Origin of the sequence: Bordetella parapertussis (assembly GCF_020735925.1) — a bacterium.
GTDB classification, from domain to species: Bacteria; Pseudomonadota; Gammaproteobacteria; order Burkholderiales; family Burkholderiaceae_B; genus Bordetella; species Bordetella pertussis.
On the sequence record NZ_CP085971.1, the window covers coordinates 118,016 to 136,230 of the forward strand.

An 18,215-nucleotide genomic window follows, 5' to 3' on the forward strand; every position below is an offset into this window, starting at 1 on the left:
AAAAACCAAATTGACGGTGATGCGGCGCCACCTTACTTTTTCCGCTCGACACGACAGGAGAGCGGTAATGACGAAGGCACGGCACGCGTTCCGAAGGCAACTGGAGGCTGGCTCCGGTTCGATTCTCGCGGCGGGCGTTGGAGACGCGGGCCAGGCCCGGCTGGTCGAGCGGGTGGGCTACCCCGCGGTCTACATCTCGGGGTCCTACGTGAACCACACGCGCGGATATCCGGATGGAACGCTGACCCTGTCCGAGATCGCGCAGCGCATCTCGGAAGTAGCCGATCGCGTCAATATTCCGGTGATCGCGGACGCGGACGAGGGGTTCGGCAGCGTGCTCAAGATCGCCCGCACCGTGCACGAGTTCGAGCGCGCGGGCGCGGCGGCCTTGCACCTGGAGGATTTCGCCATCAAGAAGCACGGCCTGCCATTGCCCGTGCAGGACATGGTCACGCATCTCAAGGTCGCGCTCGATACCCGGACGGACCCCGATATGCTCATCATCGCGCGCACGGACGCCATGTCGCCCTGGCGCGACGGCATCCATGCGTGGCGCGCCGCGTGCGAGGAGGAAGCGTTCGAGCGGGCGTTGCGCTATTGCGACGCCGGCGCGGACGCCATCATGCCGCTGTTCGCGACCAACAGCTGGCTCGAACGGTACGGACCGCGCATTCCCAAGCCCCTGGTGGTGCTGGGCGGCGCGCCGAAGAACTGGGGGGCAGAGGCGGCAGGCGTGGCGGAACCCGAGAAAACGGCCTCGGAGCTGCTGGCGTGGAACGTCAGGATGGTGATCTACGCGACCAATATGCTGTCGCGCGCCCACCGGTTCATGACGCAGGAGTACGGCAGGTGGCTGCAGGACGGCAAGTTCGATGTGCGGCCGGAAGACGAGGCGGATCGAGCCGATGCCAACGTGCTTGTCGGGCTGCCGGAGAAGGAACGCATCCTGCAGAAGTACCCGGTAGGCTGACCTGCCGCTGTTCGAGAACATGCCATGACCGATACCAGGAATTCCGACCCGGGCCGGGACGCCCGCGGGCTCGAGGCGGCCCGTCAGCTGTACCGGCAGCGCCTGGACGAAATTGCCCCCGCGCTGGCGCAGATGACGGACGACGTGCTGTTCGGCGGCCTGTGGGAGCGGCCGCAGCTCTCGAAGCGCGACCGCAGCTTGATCACCTGCACGGCGCTCGTGGCCTTGGGCGCTACCGAGCAGATGGCGACGCATTTTCCCAGGGCGCTTGAAAATGGCGTTACCCGGGAGGAACTGGTCGAGATGATTACCCATATGGCCTACTACTCGGGCTGGCCGTCGGCGGTCTCCGCGGCGATGCGGGCCTGGGAGATCCTTGCGCGGGAATGAGGCGGCCCCGGATAGGACCGCCATCCTGTCCGCGCCGACCCGGCCTGTCAGCCTTCGGCGAACTTGCGCACGCCGGCGTCCAGCGACGGCGAGGCGGTGCGGTAGCGAAACTGCATCCAGCGTTCCATCGCCAGGCCATCCTTCAAAGGCAGTTCGAGCGAACGGCGCGCCATGAGTTTCATGGAGGCCAGCGCCAGCGCATCGGCGCGCGCGATCTCCTCGGCCAGCCCCAGGCTGACGGCGTCCAGCTCCAGGGGCGGCACTGCCAGCGACGCCAGGCCTATCCGCTCGGCCTCGCGGCCGCTCATGCGCCGGCCCGTGACCAGGTAGTACATGGCGCGCGCCAGGCCTATCTTGCGCGGCAGCCGCTGCGTGCTGCCGCCGCTGGGGAACAGATTCCTGCGGATGTGTTCGTCGCCCAGCTGGGCCTCGTCGCTGGCCACGATGATGTCGCAGGCCAGCGCCAGCTCCAGGCCGCCGGCAACCGCGAAACCATTGACCGACGCGATGACGATCTGCGGCGCCGCTTCGAACGCCTCGTACGTTTCCTGCATCAGATCCTGGTTGCGCTGGTGGGCGGCGCGGTCGTCGAGCACGCCGCTGGCCGCCCATTTGAGGTCGACGCCGGAACAGAAGGCGCGGCCCGCGCCGCGGATCACGAGCACGCGCAGGCTGCGCTCGGGCGCCGTGCTGTCGCGCACCGCGGCGTTCAGGCGCGCCAGGGTCGGCCCGTCCAGCGCGTTGAGCCGCTGCGGGCGGTTCAGCGTGATGACGCGCACCCCGGGGGCGGGGTCGTCGATGAGCAGGGTATCGTCCATGGGCGAGGCCTTTTTCGGAAGGCGTTGACGGGTGTGGCGGGCCGCCTTACCAGATCTGGCCGAGCAGCTCGCGGACCTGGGCGACGGATTCAACGGGCCTGGGGTTGTTGAGCGTCTGCCGGTCGAGCATGACGGCCTCGGCGAGGCGGTCCAGCCCGTCGCGGGGCACGCCGACATCGCGCAGGCGGGTGGGCAGCGATGCCGCGGCAATCAGTTCCTGGGCGCGTTGCAGCGCCGCGCCGGCCGCGGCGGCGGTATCGCGCGCCTGCAACCCCATGGCGTCGGCGATCAGGGCAAGCCGCTCGTCGACGCCGGGCCGGTTGAAGCGCACCCCCGCGGGGAAGACCACCGACGAGGCCATGCCGTGGGGAACGTCGAACATGCCGCCGATCTGGTGCCGCAGCGCCGTTACGATGCCCAGGCCGGTGCAGGCCTTGACCGATTCGCACATCCATGTCGCATGCTGCAGCATGGCGCGCGCCTGCTGGTCCATGGGGGCGGCCGCCGACGCCAGCAGGTAGCGGTCGATGATGCGGACCGACTGCAGCGCCAGCGCATCCACCATGGGCACGTGCCGCGGCGAGCAGATCTCCTCGAAACAGTCCGCCAGCACTTTCAGCGCGGTCGACGTCCACAGGGCCGCGGAGGTCTGCCGCGTGGCGGCCGGATCCAGCACGATCAGCCCGGGAGTGAGGGCGGCGTCCACCATGGCGAACTTGCGCCGGGTGCGCGCGTCGGTCATGCCGACGGAACTGGAGAACTCCGCGCCGGACAGCGTGGTGGGGATGGCGACGTGCATCAGCTTGGGCCGGCTGAAACGCCGCTTTGCGGCATCCGCGCCCAGGGCGGCGTGGCGGGCGAGGAACGGTGCGCAGCCTTCGGCGCCGGCTTCGGCCAGCGCCAGGTTGATGCCCTTGGTGACGTCGGTGGCGCTGCTGCCGCCCAGGGACACCAGCAGGTCCGCCTCGTGCTGCCTGGCGGCCCGCGCGCCCTCGACCACTTGTTCCCAGGGCACGTGCTGGCGCGCCCCGCCGTATATCGCGACGCTCGCACCGCCGAGCGCGCCGCGGACTTCATCCAGTACGTCGGGCTGCCTGGCCAGCGAGGTGGTCGTCACCAGCAGGACGCGCCGCGCGTGCAGCTGCGGCACGCATTGGCCGAGCCGCTGCAGCGCACCCGGCCCGAACAGGACGGATCCGATCCGCGGACTATCGATCTTTCCGGTGTGGATCATGCGTTGCTCCAGCGTTGCCCGTCAGGACGGGCGGGCGGATGCGGCGTATTCATGTGAACAGCCGCCCGATTGCCGCATTGTCCTCGCCGAGCTCGGGCGGCGCGCGCCGGATCACCACCGGCGTCTTCGCGAAGCGGATCGGATTGGCGACCGTCGGGACGCTGCGCCCCTTGCTGTCCAGGATTTCCGTGACGAGCTGGCGCTCTTGCACGTAGGGTTGGGCGTATGCGCCATCGAGGTTGCGGACGGCGGCAGCGGGAATGCCGGCGGGAATCAGCAGCGCCAGCCATTGGTCGACCGTGCGGCCTGCCATGACGGGCGCCAGCGCCTGCGCGAGCGCGGCGCGGTGTCTGACGCGGGCGCCGTTATCCTGGAAGCGTTCGTCCGCGAGCAGGTCTTCGCGTTCGACGAGCAGCGCGAATTTTTGCCACAGACGATCATTGGCGCAGCTCAGCAGCAGGTCGCCGTCGCCGGCCTGGAACACCCCTGTCGGCGCGGCCAGCGGCGAGCTGTTGCCTTCGCGGTGCGGCACGATCTCGCTGGCCAGGTAGTTCATGCCGAAGTTGATCGGCATATTGAACGCCACGTCCTGCATGGCGATTTCGATGAACTGGCCCTCGCCCGTGCGCTGCCGATGGAACAGCGCGGCGAGTATGGCGTTGGAGGCGACGACGCCCGATGTGAAGTCGGTGACCGGCGCGCCCATGCGCATGGGCTCGCCCTCCGGGCTGCCCGTGACCGACATATGTCCGCTTTCCGCCTGGAACACGGCATCGTAGCCGCCGCGGCCGCGAAATATCCCGGCCTGGCCATAGCCCGAGATCGAGCAGTAGATCAGCGCCGGGTTCAGTTCCACGCAGGCGTCGTAGGCCAGGCCCAGGCGCGCCATCACGCCGGCGGAGAAGTTCTCCACGAGCACGTCGGCGCGGCGGATCAACGTCTTCATGGTCTCCAGATCGTCGGCGCTCTTCAGGTCCAGCGTGATGCTGGCCTTGTTGCGGTTGGCCGACAGAAACGTGCCGGAATGCCCCTCCAGTTTCGGGCTCCATACCCGCGTATCGTCGCCGTCCTTCGGATGCTCCACCTTGACGACCTCGGCGCCGAGATCGCCCAGCATCTGCGTGGCGACGGGGCCGGCGAGCAGGCGCGTGAGATCGAGGACCTTGATGCCGTCGAGTATGGCCGGCTGCCGGCCATCCAGTTCGCGAAGCGGAAATCGAGGGCGTTGCGGGGTGCTTGGGCTGGTCATGTCGTCGGCGCGCGTGTGGCAGGGGAAAGGGGTGTGCGGCATCGCTCGATGCGGGGGGGGCTGGAACACGATAGCCAGCGCGCCAGGGCCCGTCCAATTGATTCTGGGCGCGCATTGATAGGTATCGCCCCGGCCTTTCGGGCTTGAGGCAAAGCGCTATCAAAGGCGGCGGATTTTCAATTTGACAGCGGCCGGCCGGCCGCTAGGCTGTCAAGTGCGGCGACCTGCCGCCGCCGGCGGCTTGCCAGGCCGCCGGCAGTGGCCGGAACAAGGAAGAGAGAGTGGGAGTGCCTGAGATGAATACCGATGCAACGCGCCCCGGTTCGCCGGCGGAACCAGCCGTGGGTTCCTTGCATGGGCTGAGGGTCATCGAGGTGGCGGCCATGGGGCCGGTGCCCTTCTGCGGCATGCTCCTCGCGGATCTGGGGGCCGAGGTCCTGCGCGTGGACCGGACCGCCGATGCCGGCCTGGGCATCGCGCTGGATCCCCGGTTCGAACTCAGGGGCCGGGGCAAGCAATCCGTGGCCATGGACCTGAAGCATCCGGACGGGCTGGCGGCGTTCCTGCGCCTGGTGGCCCGTGCGGATGTGTTGCTGGAGGGTTTCCGGCCGGGCGTGGCCGAGCGCCTGGGCATCGGTCCGCGAGCCTGTCTGTCGTTGCGGCCCTCGCTCGTCTATGGACGCGCGACGGGGTGGGGCCAGAGCGGGCCGATGTCGCAGGCCGCGGGGCACGATATCAACTACCTGGCGTTGACCGGGGCGCTCGACATGATAGGCCCGGCCGGCGGCGCGCCGGTCCCCCCGCTGAACCTGGTCGGCGATTATGCCGGCGGCGCGCTCTACCTGGCGCTCGGCGTGGTGAGCGCGGGGCTGGAGGCCGCCAGGAGCGGCGTGGGACAGGTGGTCGACGCGGCGATGATCGATGGGGTGAGCAGCCTGTTGACGGTTTTCCACGGCTTTCGCCAGGCGGGCATGCTGAACCCCGAGCGCGGCGCGAACGTGCTCGATGGCGGCGCGCCGTACTACACGACCTATGCCACGCTGGACGGGCGCCATATGGCGGTGGGCGCCATCGAGCCGAAGTTCTTCGCCGTGCTTCTGTCGGAGCTGGGTCTGGACCAGCGTGAATTGCCCGCGCAGCAGGACCGCGCGCGCTGGCCGCAATTGCGCCAGGCCATCGCCGCCCGTTTCGCCCAACACACCCGCGACGACTGGGCGGCGCATTTCCAGGACAAGGACGCTTGCGTTTCGCCGGTCCTGGCCCTGCACGAGGCGCCGCAGCATGCCCACAACCAGGCCCGCGCCCAGATGGTCGATGTGGACGGCATCGAGCATCCCGCGCCCGCGCCGCGGTTTTCCCGTACCCCCGCGTCCATCCGCGGCAACGCCGCGGCGCCGGGTGCGCATACCGTCCAGGCCCTGGAATCCTGGGGGTTTGACGCGGCCGAGATCGAGCGCGGCCTGAGCGCAGGATTCTTCCGCAGCGACCCATGACGCGCGCGCAACGGCAGCCATTGCCGCGGCCGATGCCATGCAGGCTAAGAATCCCGGCCAATTCTTAAATTGACGCGAACCATGGCGGTTTCGTCCAATGTGAGGCCAGCATCATTGCATGCCAGATAAATGAAAGCCTGTGCGCTTTCCGGGCTGCCGTCCAACAGCGTCAGCGTAGAGCCAGGGCATATTCGGGAGACAATCAATGCTTCGTTTTTTTCGCTACGCCGCCGTCATGCTTGCGCTGGGATGCCACATTCCGGCGCATGCGCAGAACTACCCCTCCAGGCCGGTGCGCTTCATCGTTCCCTACACGACCGGCGGAACCCTGGACCTGCAGGCCCGTGTGATCGCCGAGGCGATTGCCAAGATCTGGCAGGTTCCGGTCGTGGTGGAGAACAAGCCCGGCGCCAATGGCGTGATCGGCACGGCGGAAGTGGCGCGCGCCGCGCCCGACGGCTATACGGTGGGCCTTGTGTCGGGCCAGCATTCGACGCTGCCCTCGCTATCCGCGCACCTTCCCTTCGCGATGACCGACCTCAAGGCCGTGGCAATCCTCACCAAGGTGCCGATGGCGTTGCTGGCGCGCCCCAATCTCCCGGCCGGCAATGTCGCGGAACTGGTCGCCTACGCCAAGGCGAATGCCGGCAACGTCACCGCGGGCACCGCGGGGCCCGCGACGATGAACAACATCTGGCTGAAGAGTTTCGAGCAGGAAACCGGCACCCGCTTCCTGGCCGTGCCGTTTCGCGGATCGGGTCCGGCGCATATCGACATCATGGCGGATCGCGTGGACGTCATGTTCGACGCGGCAGGCGCCGTGCTGCGCAATATCCAGGCCGGCCGCCTGAAGGTGCTGGCGGTGGGCGGCACCGGCCGCTCGCAGCTGCTGCCGGATGTCCCGACGCTGGAAGAGCAGGGCTTTCCGATGGGCAAATACATGTTCTCGCCGTCAGCGGCGGTCGTCCCGGCCGGAACGCCGCCCGAAGTCGTGCAGAAGCTGGGGCAGGACCTGCTGGCCGTGCTCGCTCAGCCGGCGATCAGGCAACGCCTGATCGAGGCCGGGCTGGAAGTGGTCGGGATGGGGCCGGACCAGGCCGACGGCTTCATCGCGAGCGAGATAGACCGCCTCTCGAAGATCGTGCGGGCCAACAATATCGTGGCGGAGTAGGCGCCGCCTGGAGCGGGGCGGCTGGCAGGCGGCCTGGCCGTCCAGGCCAGGCGTCAGGGCGGACCGGCCTGGATATGGGCCTGGACGTACTCGATGAACTTGGTCGCGGCCGGATTCAGCTTCTTGTCCTTGCCGACCAGAAGCCCGATGTTGCGGTACGACAGCGCGCCCGGAACGGGCACGGAGGCCAGCCCGCGCTTGTCTATGCCGACCAGCGCGCTGGACGAGGTCACCGTCAGGCTGGCCCCTTTGCGCACGATCTCGATGGCGGTGGACGGTTGCTCGACCAGCACCTTGGCGGAAGCCTCCAGGCCCAGCTGCCTGAGCGCTTCGGCCTGGGGGCCCACGCTGATCATCACGATGTCGTATTGGCTGATGGTCTTGACGCCGATACGCTTCTGGGTGATGGGATGGCCCTTGGGCGCGACGACCACCAGGCGGTCCGTGCACAGCTGCGTGAACTCGAAGTCGGGCTCTTCGCTGCGCAGTATGCCGATGCCGAAATCGACCTCCTGCTGGCGCAGCGCGCGGATGAAGCCCAGGTACGTGCGTTCGACGAGCTCGATGGCCACCTTGGGATATTGCTTGCGGTACTCGGCGATGACGGTGCTCAGCAGGCTTCCCGCCAGGGTGGGGAGCGTGGCGATACGGATCCTGCCGTGTTCGGCCTTGCCGGCGGCCTTGGCGTAGGCATAGGCCTTTTCCAGCTGGTCCAGCGAGCCCTTGACCTGTTCATAGAAGTCCCGCCCCGCATCGGTCAGTTCGGTGCTGCGGGTCGTGCGGTTGATCAGGGGGACGCCAACGTCCTCTTCCAGTTCCTTGATCATGATCGACATGGAAGGCTGGGTGATGGCCAGCCTGTTCGCCGCCACCTTGAACGAACCGGTTTCCGCCACGATCTTGAACGCCTTGAGTTGGCGGTACTTGATGTTGTGCGCCATGGCGACCTTGGTCTTTGTAGTCGTGGTACCGGGCCATGGTACCAGACGGGCAGGGGCGCGCCCCGCTGCGTTTGCGCGCGGACACGCCATCGATATGCAGGGCGATGTTCAGCTTTGCGAGGAATAGATGAGCTGGTAGATCGAGGCCGGCATGACTTCCGGCAGCGCGGCAAGCAGGGGCATGGCGCACAGGTTCCGCAGCTGGTCCGCCACGGCCTTGCCGGACGTGCCTTCCAGCACCAGGGCCAGGCCTGCCGTGCGGGGCGGATCGGGCCGCAGCGCGGCTTCCGGGTTGGGCACGCCGGTGGCCTGGGCGTCGCCCTCGAACAGGCGCAGCCGCGTGACGCCCGCTTGCCGCACCGCCCGTTCTGCCTCGGCCTGGATCAGGGTTCGTATCGCCGCCAGGCGGTCGCCGGCGACCGTATCGAAGACGGCCGTACCGGCAATCCCGCCCGTGCCCTCGCCGCAATCGATACTGACGTGCGAGGCCGTGCGGATCAACCGCCGGAAGTGGGGCATCATGCGGCGCGTCCACTCGGTCGGGTTGCGCAAGCGCTCCAGGTATGCGGGGGAGCGGCTTGCCTCGATCGATTCGAGATCGGAGAAGGTGAAGTACTCGCGGCCTGCGCCGGCCACGCGCTGGTAGCGCCGGGCGCTGCGAAAGCCCGGCGTGCCGGCCCGGTCGCGGATGTGATCGTACTGATACCAGAGTTCGTATTCGGACGCGATTTCCGGGTCGATGTCGTTCCAGATGGCGAGGACGGCGGTGGACGGAATGCGCGGTGCCAGGGGCAGGGAGTTCGGTTCGTGCAGGCTCATGTCGGTAACCTGGGATGGAGCGGTGGGCCGTGGCGGCGGGATGGCCGGGATGTCATTGGGGCGCGATGCCCGCCGCCTCGACCAGCTTCGTGAGGAGCGGGGCATCCCGTTGCACGACACGGGCGAACTCCTCGGGCGTGGAACCGACCGTCTCGACGCCGCTGCTGGCGAACTTCTGCCGCACTTCGGGCGTGTCGACGGCCTGCTTGCAGGCGGCGGCCCACTTCATGACGATATCCCGCGGCGTGTGGGCGGGCAGGAACAGTCCCTGCCATACGAGGTACTCGTATCCCGGCAGTCCGCCCTCGTCGAGGGTAGGCACTTGCGGCAGCGCGGGGTCCCGTTCCTTGCTGGTCACCGCCAGGATCTTCAGCCTGCCGGAATCGGCCAGCGGCTTGGCCGACGACAGCACATCGAAGGCGAGCTGGACCTGGTTGGCGATGATGGCCTGGTTGTATTCGCCAGCGCTCTTGAACGGGACGTGGGTCATGTTCGTGCCGGCCATCTTGTTGAACATCTCGCCCATCAGGTGCGTCGATCCGCCTATGCCTCCCGAGCCGTAGTTGATGGCCGAGCCATTTTCCCGGATGTATTTCAAGAGCTCCGGAAACGTGTTTGCCGGAACGGAGTTGCCCACCACGAGCACGGCGCCGCTTTTCACCAGCATGGATACCGGGATCAGGTCGCGCTGCACCTGGAATCCCGGATTCTTCATGAGGGCGGGCAGGGTCAGGATCGAATTGCTGTACAGCAGCGCCGTGTAGCCATCCGGGTCGGCGCGCGCGACCAGCGTGGAGCCGATCGCCCCGCCCGCGCCGGCCTTGTTCTCCACAACCACGGGCTGGCCCAACGCCTGGGAAAGCGACGGGGCGAGCAGGCGCGCCGCGAGATCGTTGGATCCACCCGGAGAGACCGGCACGATGATGCGCATCGGCCGGGACGGAAAGGCGTCGCGCGCCCATGTCCGAGGGGCGGCGCCGGCCACGGCCAGGGCGCCTGCGCAGGCCAGCATGGCGCGTCTCGTGGGGTTCATGGTTGTCTCCTGTCCATTGATGGTCGGGTTGTTGGTTGTGTCGCGGCGGTGCGTTGCCCGGCCCGCGCATGTCCCGGTGAATGGAGGTTCATGAAAATGGTGGCATGCGCCCGCGTCGGCGGCAAATTGAATTTGCCGGCGCATTCTTAGCCAATCCGCGGATCGGGCCGCGCGCCGCCGCGGTGCGACGAGATGAGGCGCGGGCTATCAATCCGCCGCGATTATCAAATTGACGCTGCGCGGGTTCTCGGGCGTACTTGGCAGGCCGCGAGCAGTCCGGTTCAGTGGTACGAGGCACGACGAACAATCGATCTAGGATCCCGATAATGGATTTCACATACACCGACGAGCAGCAGGCGGTCCGCGATATGGTGCGCGCGTTCGCGCGGAACGAAATCGCGCCCATCGCCGACGAATGCGACAGGAGCGAGTCGTTCTCCTATGACACCTGGCGCAGGCTGGCCGAGCTGGGCGTGATCAACATGAACTTTCCCCAGGACTGTGGCGGTTCGGAGGCGGGCATGCTGGCCATGTGCCTGGCCGTCGAGGAAGTCTGCTACCACGATTCCTCGTACGGCCCGGTCTTTACCGCCCAGCAGACCTGCTGCCGCCACATCCTGCGGTATGCGAACGAACCCCAGCGCTCGCAGTGGATCGAGGAATACGTGCTGCCGATTTCGCGCGGCGTCGCGTTCGGCGCCACCGCGCTCACGGAGCCGAACAGTTCTTCATCGGATGCGGCGTCCATGTCCACTTTCGCCCGCCGGGACGGCGACGAGTGGGTGATCAACGGCAACAAGATGTACAGCACGGCCGCCGGTCTCGAGGGGGCGAAGTTCGTCATTGTCTGGGCGATCGTGGACAAGCAGACGCGCAAGTCGGGGCTGTTCCTGGTCCCGTACGGTACGCCAGGTTTCACGGTCGGTTCCAAACTGCACAAGATGGGCATGCGGGCGGCGGACACGCGCGAGCTGTTCTTCACGGATTGCCGCATTCCGGCGGCGCACATCCTGAACGGCGGCGCCGCGGGACAGGCAAGTCCGTTCAAGTCCGACACGCAATACCACAGCAAGCTGTTCCTGGCGTCCAACGCCATCGGCCTGCAGCGGTATTGCCTGGACCAGGCTATCGACTTCGCGAAGCAGCGCAAGACCTGGGGTGTTCCGCTGTCGGAGCGGCAGCGGATCCAGGGCTGGATTGCCGAGATGGTTGCCGATATCCAGATTTCCACTTTGCTGCGCGACCGTGCGGCGGTGCTTTACGAAGCGGGCACCCTGAGCGCCGCCGATTCGGCGATCCTGAAATACGTCAGCGCCGAGAACGCCGTGAAGGCATCGCATTACGCCAGCGAGATATTCGGCGGGATGGGATACATGGATGGCGTGGGGGTCTCCCGGCGCTATCGCGATGCGAAGGGACTGACCATCATCCAGGGCGGATCCACGCTGTTCAAATGGATCATCGCGCAGGAGACGCTGCGCGAGGCCGGTTGACGGCGCCGGCACGCCCGGCGCCGCCGGCCGTTTTCCTATGAATCGACGGCCAAAATCAATTTGTTGGCGATGCACCGAGCATCTACCATGCATTCACCGATTACAGGGGGGGCCAGCGATGATAGACCGTCGGACGTTTCTTTCCACATTGGCCGCCCTGGCAGCGTCGGGCATCGCGCGCGGGGCGGATGGGCCTGCCTCGGGCTATCCGGACAAACCCGTCCATCTCATCGTCATGAACGCGCCGGGCACGGCGACCGACAACCTGGCGCGCTTCGTCGCCAGCCACATGGCCAGGCAGTGGGGCTCGCCGGTGGTCGTCGAGAACAAGCTGGGCGGCGGCGGCACGATCGGCACCAACTATGTCGCCAAGGCGCCCGCGGATGGCGCCACGGTGTTGTTCACCAATGCCGCACACTATATTTTCCCGTCGCTCTACCGCAACCTTCCCTATGACGCCGCGGCGGATTTCACGCCCGTGGCGAAGGTCGGGCACACGCCGTCGCTGCTGTTGCTGCCGGCGGACTCGCCGTACGCCACCGTGCGCGATGTGATCGCCGCGGCCAAGGCGCATCCGGGCAAGCTGTCGTTCTCGTCGTCGGGCACGGGGGCGTCGCCCCACCTGGCCGGCGCGCTGTTCAACTCGATGGCCGGCGTGGACATCCAGTACGTGCCGTACAAATCCGCCGCGCAGGCCATTCTCGATGTGGCGAGCAAGCAGGTGGACATGGGGTTCAATGGCGTGACCGGTCCGCTGCCGCTGATCAGGGACGGGCGGATCAGGGCGCTGGCTGTCACCAGCCCGAAGCGCTCCCGCCTGTTGCCGGACGTGCCGACCATCGCCGAAGCGGCCTTGCCGGGCTACGCGATCGAGACCGCGGTGTTCGCCCTGGTGCGCGCCGGAACGCCGGAGCCGGTCGTGCGCAAACTTGCCGACGCCATGACCGCCGCGGCCAGGTCGGCCGAGTTCAATGAGTTGTGCGCCGCCAACGGCATCGACATCGATATCGTTGGCCCAGCGGGCATGAAGGCGGCCATGCCCGGCGAGTTCGCCAAATATCAGAAGCTGGTCGCGCTGGCGGGCATCAAGGCGGAGTGAGCGGCACGCCGGACAGGCGCCGGGCGCCCGCATCGCGGGGCGCAACAAAGCGGGGCGTTCAGGAACGAACGCCCCGCTTGCCGTCGTCCGTGCCTCAGGCCGTATGCGCGCCGGCCTTGGGGCGGTCGACAATGCCCAGGCGCCGTGCGGTGTAGGCGGCGATGCCGCCGGCCTCGAGCAAGGCGAGCAGGCCGGCGTCGGTGGCATGTACGGCGATCGTCGTGCCGCGGGTCAGGTTGCGGGCCAGCGTGCCCCGCAAGTCAAGCTGGAGTTCTTCCCCGGTCTGGACGTGCTCGTACAGTTCGGGATACACCAGGGCCGGCAGGCCCAGGTTGATGCTGTCGCGCTCCCACGCCGCGGAGAAACCCTTGCCCAGGATGGCCGCGATGCCCAGGGTCCTGAATGCATGGATCAGGCCGTCCAGATGCTTGCCCGTGCCGAATGCCGCGCCCACCACCAGCAGGTCGCCGGGCCGTACCTGGTCCACGAACGCGGGGTTCGCGTCTTCCAGTATGTGGCGGGAAAGTTGCTCGAATTTTCCGGCCCGGCCCAGCGCATCGTGCCTGCCGGAGAGGAAATGGCTGCTGTGCAGCTGATCGCCGAATTTCCACACTCGTCCCGAGAGAATCATGGCTGCTCCCTGGCGCTGGCCGCGCCAGCGTTGGATGGCCGGACCATGTCCGGATCGGCGATATGCCCGGCCAATGCCGAGGCCGCTACGACCGCCGCATTGGCCAGGTAGATGCTTGCCTTGTTGCTGCCCATGCGGCCCGGCCAGTTCTCGACCGAGCCCGTGATGCAGTTTTCCCCGTCTTCCAGATGCAGCGGCGACGCGTTGCCGTAAAAGCACGCGCCGCAGCCTGGCGCCGTGACCGTGGCGCCCGCCTCGACAAACGCGGCGACCAGTCCCGCCTCGACGGCCTGCAGCATCACCTCGGTGGAGATCGGCGTCACCACCATGCGCACGTCCGGGGAGATTTTCCGGCCGCGCAGCACCTCGGCGGCTTGCGTGAGGTCTTCGAGCCGGCCCGACGAACAGGATCCGATGTAGGCGGCGTGGATGCGCGTCGCCGCCATGGCCCGCAACGGGGAAATGCGCCCGGGATCGTCCGGCCCGGCGATCAGGGGCTCGAACGACGCCAGGTCGTATTCATAGGCCTGGTCATAGGCCGCATCGCCGTCGGCGGCGACCGGCGCGAAGGCCTCGCGCGCGCGTGGCCGCAGATAATCCAGCAGGATATCGTCGGACGGGAAGATCATGGTCGTGGCGCCAATGTGCGACGCGCCGTTGGCCACCGCCATGCGCACGTCCAGCGGCATGGTCGCCACGCCCGGGCCGTCGAATTCGATGGCGCATCCTTCCAACTTGCCGCGCAGGTCCTGCAGCAGCCGCAGGTAGATGTCCTTGCCCAGCACGCCTTTGGGCAGCCGGCCGGACAAGCGGATTCTGACGCACGGAGGAACCTTGAACCAGGTGTCGCCGGTGGCCATGATGAAGGGCGTTTCGGCAAGAGCCGGAATGGCGAAACAGTTGAATGCGCCCAGGGTGGCGGCCTGCGTGTCGGCGCCGATGTAGACGGTGCCGGGCAAGACCCAGCCGTGTTCCGCGGGGACCTGGTGCGAAATGCCGTTGCGCCCGATGTCGAAGATGTTCTCGTTCGGCACGCCATGCCGTCGCGCCCAGTCGCGGATGCGGCCCAGCCCCTGCACGCCGAGGCCGAACCCGGGGTAGGCCAGGTGGTCGAACGAAAACACCACCCGCGATGGGTCCCACACCTTGACCTGGTTGCGATCGAAGAAGTCCCAGTCGCAAAAGTGCAAGGCATCGATCATCGACACCACGTGAACCTTGGCCCAGCCGAAATCGCCGCGCGACACGTTCCTGCCCGCCGCGGCCGACAGAATCTTTTCCGTCATGGTCTTGCCCATGCCTGCCATCTCCTGAGTCGGGCGCGCTCGTTCCGGGCATGGAATAGGCCGGCCTTGCTTCCCGACGCTGGAATCGTGGCATAGCCGTATCGGGCCCGCAATTTGATTCGAGGCACCGATTCATAGCAGGCGCCTATGTCCGGCGCGGCAGGGCTCTTGATAGAATGCGCGGATGGCATGACTGGCGGGCTGACCGTGTCGCACAATATCAAGTACAGACAACTCAAGGCGTTCCGCATTCTTGCTGAATCTGGGTCCTTCAAGCATGCCGCCGACAGCCTGGCGGTCACGCAGCCTTCCATGTCCATCATGATCCGGGAGCTCGAGAGCGATCTCGGGGTCGCCCTGATAGACCGCGCCACGCGCAGCGCCGAGCTCACCGACGCGGGGCGCGATTTCTACCAGCAGATCAAGGGCTCGCTCGACCAGCTCGAGAAGGCCTATTCATACGCCAATGCCGCGGGCAAGGCCGAGCATGGCCGGGTCAGGATCGCGACCCTGACTTCCCTGGCGGCCGAGGCCGTCACGACCGCGATCGCCCGCATGCATGCCGAACGTCCCGGCATCCAGATCGAGCTGATGGAGCGCACGTATTTCCTGGCCCTGCGCCGGCGCGAGGTCGACCTGGGCGTCGGCATCTTGCACGAGGCGCATGCCGACCTGGACTTCCAGTATCTGTTCAGCGACCAGCTGGTCGTCGTGACGCCCAAGGGCCACCCGCTTGCGCGCCAGCGCCAGCCCTTGAAGCACTTGGGAAAGTACGACGTGGTGGTGGTCTCCCCGGGCCCCTCCCTGGAGGCGCTGCAGGAGCTGGATGCCGATTGCGCGCCGCCGGTGCAGGTCGAGCAACCGTCCACCGCCATCACCATGGTGCGCAAGGGCCTGGGCGTGACCGTCACCTCGTCGAGCGCGACGACGGGCCTGGACATGCGCGGCCTGGCGGCGGTGCCGATTCCGGGCACCACGCGCGACGTCGGGGTCATCACGCTGGCCCAGGCCAGGCTGAGCCCGGTGGCCTCGGCCTTCCTGCGCTGCCTGCGGCACGTCCATCCCGCCGGCTAGCGCCGCGCCGGCATGGCGGCCGGCCCGGGTTGGTCAGGATCGCGCCAGCGCGTGGGCGGCGGCCCGCCAGCTGATGGTCGCCGACTTGGTCAGCCCGCCGACATAGCCGGAGCGGGCTCCCCCTTCGAAACCGCCGGTGCAGCAGCCTGCCGCGTACAGGCCCGGAACCGGCGCGCCGCCGGCCTGCAGCACCTGGCCGTTGCCATCGATCGCGATGCCGCCCATCGTGAATGTGATGCCCGGCACCAGCCTGACCGCATGGTAGGGCGGGTGCGCGATCGGCCGCGCCGCGCCGGCGCTGCGCGGCGGGGCCAGCGCCGCGGTCGCGCCCCGGGCCAGGGCCGCGTTGTAGGCCAGCACCGTCTGCGATAGCCCATCGGCATCGACGCCGGTCCTGGCGGCCAGTTCCGGCAGCGTGTCGGCCGATTGCACCGTTCCGCCGGACAGCGGCAGGTAGGGATTGGCCGGCAGGATGAATTCGGTGGCCGGACCGTCCCATATGGCGCGGTCGAAAACCAGTATCGTGCCTTGCGGATCCGGCAGGCGGGCCAGCGCGTTGGTCATGTAGACGCCGCCCAGCCCCTCGTCCATGACGCGGCGGCCGTCCTGGCCGACCACGATTCCCGCCCCGGCCAGCATGTCCATGATGGGGTAGGGCCAGAGGCGGTCGTCATGCAGGGCATCCTGGCACAGCAGATGCCCGTAGATGTTCTCCATGCCGACCAGGGCCGCGCCGGCCTCTTGCGCCAGGCGGATGGCGTCGCCCTGGCTGACGCCGGCGCCGCGCTGCTTCAGTTTTTCGGGCGCCGGGCCGACGTACTGGCGCAGCATGTCCATGTTGGCCTGGAAGCCGCCGTCGGCCAGCATGACGAGGTCGGCCTCGATGGCGTGGCGCGCGCCGTGGCGCTCGTATTCCACGCCGGCGCAGCGGCCCTGCGCCATCAGCAGGCGGGTGACGCGCGCGCCGCGCAAGAGACGGCCCCCGTCGGCTTCCAGGCGCTGGCGCAGCGTGCGCAACAGCATGTCGCCGCCGCGCCCCTGCCAGTGCAGGCCCGGCTGCATCAGGCTGGGCGGCGCCAGGAAATGCTGGCGCCAGGCATCGGGTCCCGCCTTCATCAGGCGTATGCCCTTGCCCTGCAGCCAGCGGACCGCGTGCCGGGCGTCGGCGGCGATGGCCTCGGTGAGCGCGTCGGTGGCGAAGTCCGCGGTCGCAGCCTTGATGGCCGTGGCCAGCGTCTCGGCGGGTTTGTCGATGTCGTGAAAGCACAGGTGGAACGCGCCGCCCGTGTAGCGGGTATTGCAGCGGTAGAGTTCGTCGTCGCCCTGTTCCAGCACGACGACCTTGCCGCCGAGTTCGGCCGCGCGCGCGGCGAACACCATGCCGGCGATGCCGCCGCCCATGACCGCGATGCGCATAGGCTCGCGCCGGCCTGCGTCCGTCCGGGTCATTTTGGCAGAAGCATGTCGGTGATCAGTTCGACCATTTCGACCAGGGCGCGGCCGACCACGAACACGACGACGGCCGCGCCGATGGCGATGGCGCCCGGGATGGCCGAGGGCATCTGCGCGAGCATCGCGACGCCGGCGGCCAGCAGCACGATGGCGATGGCCAGGACCAGGTTGCGGCCATGCCGCGCAACGAAGCGCAGCATGGGGTAGCGGGGGATGTTCAAGGGCAAGGCCTGCATTTATGACACGTCCCTGTCGAGAAAGGAGGCGACCCGCGCGGCCACGGCGTCGGGGCGCTGCAGCGGGGGAAAATGGGCGGCGCCCGCCACCGCCTCGAACCGCGCGCCGCTGATGCGCGCGGCCAGCGCGGCGCCGGTTGCGGGCGGCCAGATGAAATCGTGCTCGCCAGTCAGCACCAGTGTCGGCGCCGCGATGCGCGAGAAGTCGCTGTCGTCCAGGCTGAACGCGGCCAGCGCTTCGGAATGCATGGCGTAGGAGACGGGCGCATTGCAGATGAAGCGCTCCAGGTACTGGTCCCAGCCGTCATTCTCGGCCTGGCCGAGCAGGCCCTTGAAGGCGTTGCGATAGCTGGGTTCGGCCACGACGCGCATGCCGTCGGTGCGTACCTTGGCGGCGCGGCCCAGCAGATAGTCGCTGCTGTTCCTGTCGATGGCGGGCGTGCCATCGCACAGCACCAGGCCGTGCAGTCGATCGGCGTGCCGGGCGGCGACATGCGCGGCGGTGACCGCGCCCATGGCCAGGCCCATCAGGGCGAAGCGGCCTTCGATCTTCATGGCATCGACGAAATCGATGGTGTCCCGGGCCAGGTCCCAGAGGGTGAAGGGCTGGCCGGTATGTTCGGAGCGTCCCGCGCAACGCTGGTCGAACGCATAGACGTCGTAGCGGCGGCAAAGGCGCTGGGCGAAAGGCTCCCAGCTTTCCAGTGTGCCGCCCAGCTCATGCAGCAGCACCAGCGGCGTGGCGTGCGCCGGCCCGGGAAAGCGCCGGTAATGCAGGCAAAGCGGGGTAGCGCGGCCGGGGCCGTCAAGCTGGACATAGGGCATC

At 67.9% G+C, this 18,215-nt stretch carries 18 protein-coding genes; 7 read left to right on the forward strand and 11 right to left on the reverse strand.

Annotation, left to right across the window (positions count from 1 at the left end):
- The first annotated feature begins 67 nt into the window (after positions 1-67).
- Both LK409_RS00565 and LK409_RS00570 read left to right on the forward strand, forming a co-directional pair.
- Complete coding sequence (locus LK409_RS00565) at positions 68-970, forward strand: isocitrate lyase/PEP mutase family protein (RefSeq protein WP_010927555.1); 903 nt, start codon at positions 68-70, stop codon at positions 968-970.
- Positions 971-994: 24 nt separating this feature from the next.
- A complete protein-coding gene (locus tag LK409_RS00570) occupies positions 995-1,360 on the forward strand; it encodes a carboxymuconolactone decarboxylase family protein (protein WP_003807901.1) in 366 nt (121 codons plus the stop codon).
- A 47-nt stretch (positions 1,361-1,407) separates the two neighbouring features.
- Here the strand turns inward: LK409_RS00570 and LK409_RS00575 are convergent, their stop codons facing one another.
- From LK409_RS00575 to LK409_RS00585, 3 genes are read right to left on the reverse strand one after another with little or no spacing between them, the layout of a single operon-like run.
- Positions 1,408-2,178, reverse strand: coding sequence for an enoyl-CoA hydratase/isomerase family protein (locus LK409_RS00575; protein WP_010925874.1), 771 nt, complete (start codon positions 2,176-2,178; stop codon positions 1,408-1,410).
- A gap of 46 nt (positions 2,179-2,224) precedes the next feature.
- On the reverse strand, positions 2,225-3,412 hold the full coding sequence (locus LK409_RS00580; RefSeq protein WP_010927556.1) for an iron-containing alcohol dehydrogenase: 1,188 nt from the start codon (positions 3,410-3,412) through the stop codon (positions 2,225-2,227).
- A gap of 49 nt (positions 3,413-3,461) precedes the next feature.
- Positions 3,462-4,703: a CaiB/BaiF CoA transferase family protein gene (locus tag LK409_RS00585; RefSeq protein WP_041937098.1), complete on the reverse strand. Its 1,242-nt coding sequence runs from the start codon at positions 4,701-4,703 to the stop codon at positions 3,462-3,464.
- A 239-nt stretch (positions 4,704-4,942) separates the two neighbouring features.
- On the opposite strand from LK409_RS00585, the gene LK409_RS00590 reads away from it, so the two are divergent.
- Together LK409_RS00590 and LK409_RS00595 are read left to right on the forward strand one after the other, a co-directional pair.
- On the forward strand, positions 4,943-6,154 hold the full coding sequence (locus tag LK409_RS00590; RefSeq protein ID WP_010927558.1) for a CaiB/BaiF CoA transferase family protein: 1,212 nt from the start codon (positions 4,943-4,945) through the stop codon (positions 6,152-6,154).
- Between the two features lie 205 nt (positions 6,155-6,359).
- Positions 6,360-7,325 (forward strand): Bug family tripartite tricarboxylate transporter substrate binding protein, encoded by a 966-nt coding sequence (locus LK409_RS00595; protein ID WP_003807909.1) that lies wholly within the window; start codon positions 6,360-6,362, stop codon positions 7,323-7,325.
- Positions 7,326-7,378: 53 nt separating this feature from the next.
- On the opposite strand, the gene LK409_RS00600 is transcribed toward LK409_RS00595, so the two are convergent.
- The 3 genes from LK409_RS00600 to LK409_RS00610 form a co-directional block, all read right to left on the reverse strand.
- On the reverse strand, positions 7,379-8,266 hold the full coding sequence (locus LK409_RS00600) for a LysR family transcriptional regulator (RefSeq protein ID WP_010925878.1): 888 nt from the start codon (positions 8,264-8,266) through the stop codon (positions 7,379-7,381).
- 108 nt (positions 8,267-8,374) lie between these two features.
- Positions 8,375-9,085 (reverse strand): DUF4286 family protein, encoded by a 711-nt coding sequence (locus tag LK409_RS00605; protein WP_010927559.1) that lies wholly within the window; start codon positions 9,083-9,085, stop codon positions 8,375-8,377.
- Positions 9,086-9,137: 52 nt separating this feature from the next.
- A complete protein-coding gene (locus LK409_RS00610) occupies positions 9,138-10,118 on the reverse strand; it encodes a tripartite tricarboxylate transporter substrate binding protein (protein WP_003807916.1) in 981 nt (326 codons plus the stop codon).
- Positions 10,119-10,402: 284 nt separating this feature from the next.
- Between LK409_RS00610 and LK409_RS00615 the strand changes: the two genes are divergently transcribed.
- Together LK409_RS00615 and LK409_RS00620 are read left to right on the forward strand one after the other, a co-directional pair.
- A complete protein-coding gene (locus tag LK409_RS00615; RefSeq protein WP_227889228.1) occupies positions 10,403-11,611 on the forward strand; it encodes an acyl-CoA dehydrogenase family protein in 1,209 nt (402 codons plus the stop codon).
- Positions 11,612-11,729: 118 nt separating this feature from the next.
- Positions 11,730-12,710 (forward strand): Bug family tripartite tricarboxylate transporter substrate binding protein, encoded by a 981-nt coding sequence (locus tag LK409_RS00620; RefSeq protein ID WP_010927561.1) that lies wholly within the window; start codon positions 11,730-11,732, stop codon positions 12,708-12,710.
- A 94-nt stretch (positions 12,711-12,804) separates the two neighbouring features.
- On the opposite strand, the gene LK409_RS00625 is transcribed toward LK409_RS00620, so the two are convergent.
- Positions 12,805-13,341: a 3-isopropylmalate dehydratase small subunit gene (locus tag LK409_RS00625; RefSeq protein ID WP_003807922.1), complete on the reverse strand. Its 537-nt coding sequence runs from the start codon at positions 13,339-13,341 to the stop codon at positions 12,805-12,807.
- Positions 13,338-14,639 (reverse strand): 3-isopropylmalate dehydratase large subunit, encoded by a 1,302-nt coding sequence (locus LK409_RS00630; RefSeq protein ID WP_226376478.1) that lies wholly within the window; start codon positions 14,637-14,639, stop codon positions 13,338-13,340. Before LK409_RS00630 ends, LK409_RS00625 begins: the two co-directional genes overlap by 4 nt.
- 177 nt (positions 14,640-14,816) lie before the next feature.
- Between LK409_RS00630 and LK409_RS00635 the strand changes: the two genes are divergently transcribed.
- The gene (locus LK409_RS00635; RefSeq protein ID WP_041937099.1) at positions 14,817-15,701 is read left to right on the forward strand and encodes a LysR family transcriptional regulator; all 885 of its coding nucleotides are present in this window, start codon (positions 14,817-14,819) and stop codon (positions 15,699-15,701) included.
- Positions 15,702-15,734: 33 nt separating this feature from the next.
- Here the strand turns inward: LK409_RS00635 and LK409_RS00640 are convergent, their stop codons facing one another.
- Genes LK409_RS00640 through LK409_RS00650 form a run of 3 tightly spaced genes read right to left on the reverse strand, consistent with a single transcriptional unit; the run spans position 15,735 to position 18,214 of the window.
- Positions 15,735-17,117, reverse strand: a complete 1,383-nt coding sequence (locus LK409_RS00640; RefSeq protein ID WP_226376479.1) for an FAD-dependent oxidoreductase — start codon at positions 17,115-17,117, stop codon at positions 15,735-15,737.
- Positions 17,118-17,146: 29 nt separating this feature from the next.
- Entirely contained in the window at positions 17,147-17,389 is a 243-nt protein-coding gene (locus tag LK409_RS00645) for a PhlB family protein (protein WP_003807929.1), read from the reverse strand.
- A complete protein-coding gene (locus tag LK409_RS00650) occupies positions 17,390-18,214 on the reverse strand; it encodes an alpha/beta fold hydrolase (RefSeq protein ID WP_010927565.1) in 825 nt (274 codons plus the stop codon). It lies immediately after the preceding gene.
- Position 18,215: the final 1 nt, after the last annotated feature.

What these genes read in the sequence shown, in the direction of transcription:
- LK409_RS00565 (WP_010927555.1), top strand. Translation starts at nt 68, where the DNA reads ATGACGAAGGCACGGCACGCGTTCCGAAGGCAACTGGAGGCTGGCTCC.
- LK409_RS00570 (WP_003807901.1), top strand. Translation starts at nt 995, where the DNA reads ATGACCGATACCAGGAATTCCGACCCGGGCCGGGACGCCCGCGGGCTC.
- LK409_RS00575 (WP_010925874.1), bottom strand. Translation starts at nt 2,178, where the DNA reads ATGGACGATACCCTGCTCATCGACGACCCCGCCCCCGGGGTGCGCGTC.
- LK409_RS00580 (WP_010927556.1), bottom strand. Translation starts at nt 3,412, where the DNA reads ATGATCCACACCGGAAAGATCGATAGTCCGCGGATCGGATCCGTCCTG.
- LK409_RS00585 (WP_041937098.1), bottom strand. Translation starts at nt 4,703, where the DNA reads ATGCCGCACACCCCTTTCCCCTGCCACACGCGCGCCGACGACATGACC.
- LK409_RS00595 (WP_003807909.1), top strand. Translation starts at nt 6,360, where the DNA reads ATGCTTCGTTTTTTTCGCTACGCCGCCGTCATGCTTGCGCTGGGATGC.
- LK409_RS00600 (WP_010925878.1), bottom strand. Translation starts at nt 8,266, where the DNA reads ATGGCGCACAACATCAAGTACCGCCAACTCAAGGCGTTCAAGATCGTG.
- LK409_RS00605 (WP_010927559.1), bottom strand. Translation starts at nt 9,085, where the DNA reads ATGAGCCTGCACGAACCGAACTCCCTGCCCCTGGCACCGCGCATTCCG.
- LK409_RS00610 (WP_003807916.1), bottom strand. Translation starts at nt 10,118, where the DNA reads ATGAACCCCACGAGACGCGCCATGCTGGCCTGCGCAGGCGCCCTGGCC.
- LK409_RS00620 (WP_010927561.1), top strand. Translation starts at nt 11,730, where the DNA reads ATGATAGACCGTCGGACGTTTCTTTCCACATTGGCCGCCCTGGCAGCG.
- LK409_RS00625 (WP_003807922.1), bottom strand. Translation starts at nt 13,341, where the DNA reads ATGATTCTCTCGGGACGAGTGTGGAAATTCGGCGATCAGCTGCACAGC.
- LK409_RS00630 (WP_226376478.1), bottom strand. Translation starts at nt 14,639, where the DNA reads ATGGGCAAGACCATGACGGAAAAGATTCTGTCGGCCGCGGCGGGCAGG.
- LK409_RS00635 (WP_041937099.1), top strand. Translation starts at nt 14,817, where the DNA reads ATGACTGGCGGGCTGACCGTGTCGCACAATATCAAGTACAGACAACTC.
- LK409_RS00640 (WP_226376479.1), bottom strand. Translation starts at nt 17,117, where the DNA reads ATGCGCATCGCGGTCATGGGCGGCGGCATCGCCGGCATGGTGTTCGCC.
- LK409_RS00645 (WP_003807929.1), bottom strand. Translation starts at nt 17,389, where the DNA reads ATGCAGGCCTTGCCCTTGAACATCCCCCGCTACCCCATGCTGCGCTTC.
- LK409_RS00650 (WP_010927565.1), bottom strand. Translation starts at nt 18,214, where the DNA reads ATGCCCTATGTCCAGCTTGACGGCCCCGGCCGCGCTACCCCGCTTTGC.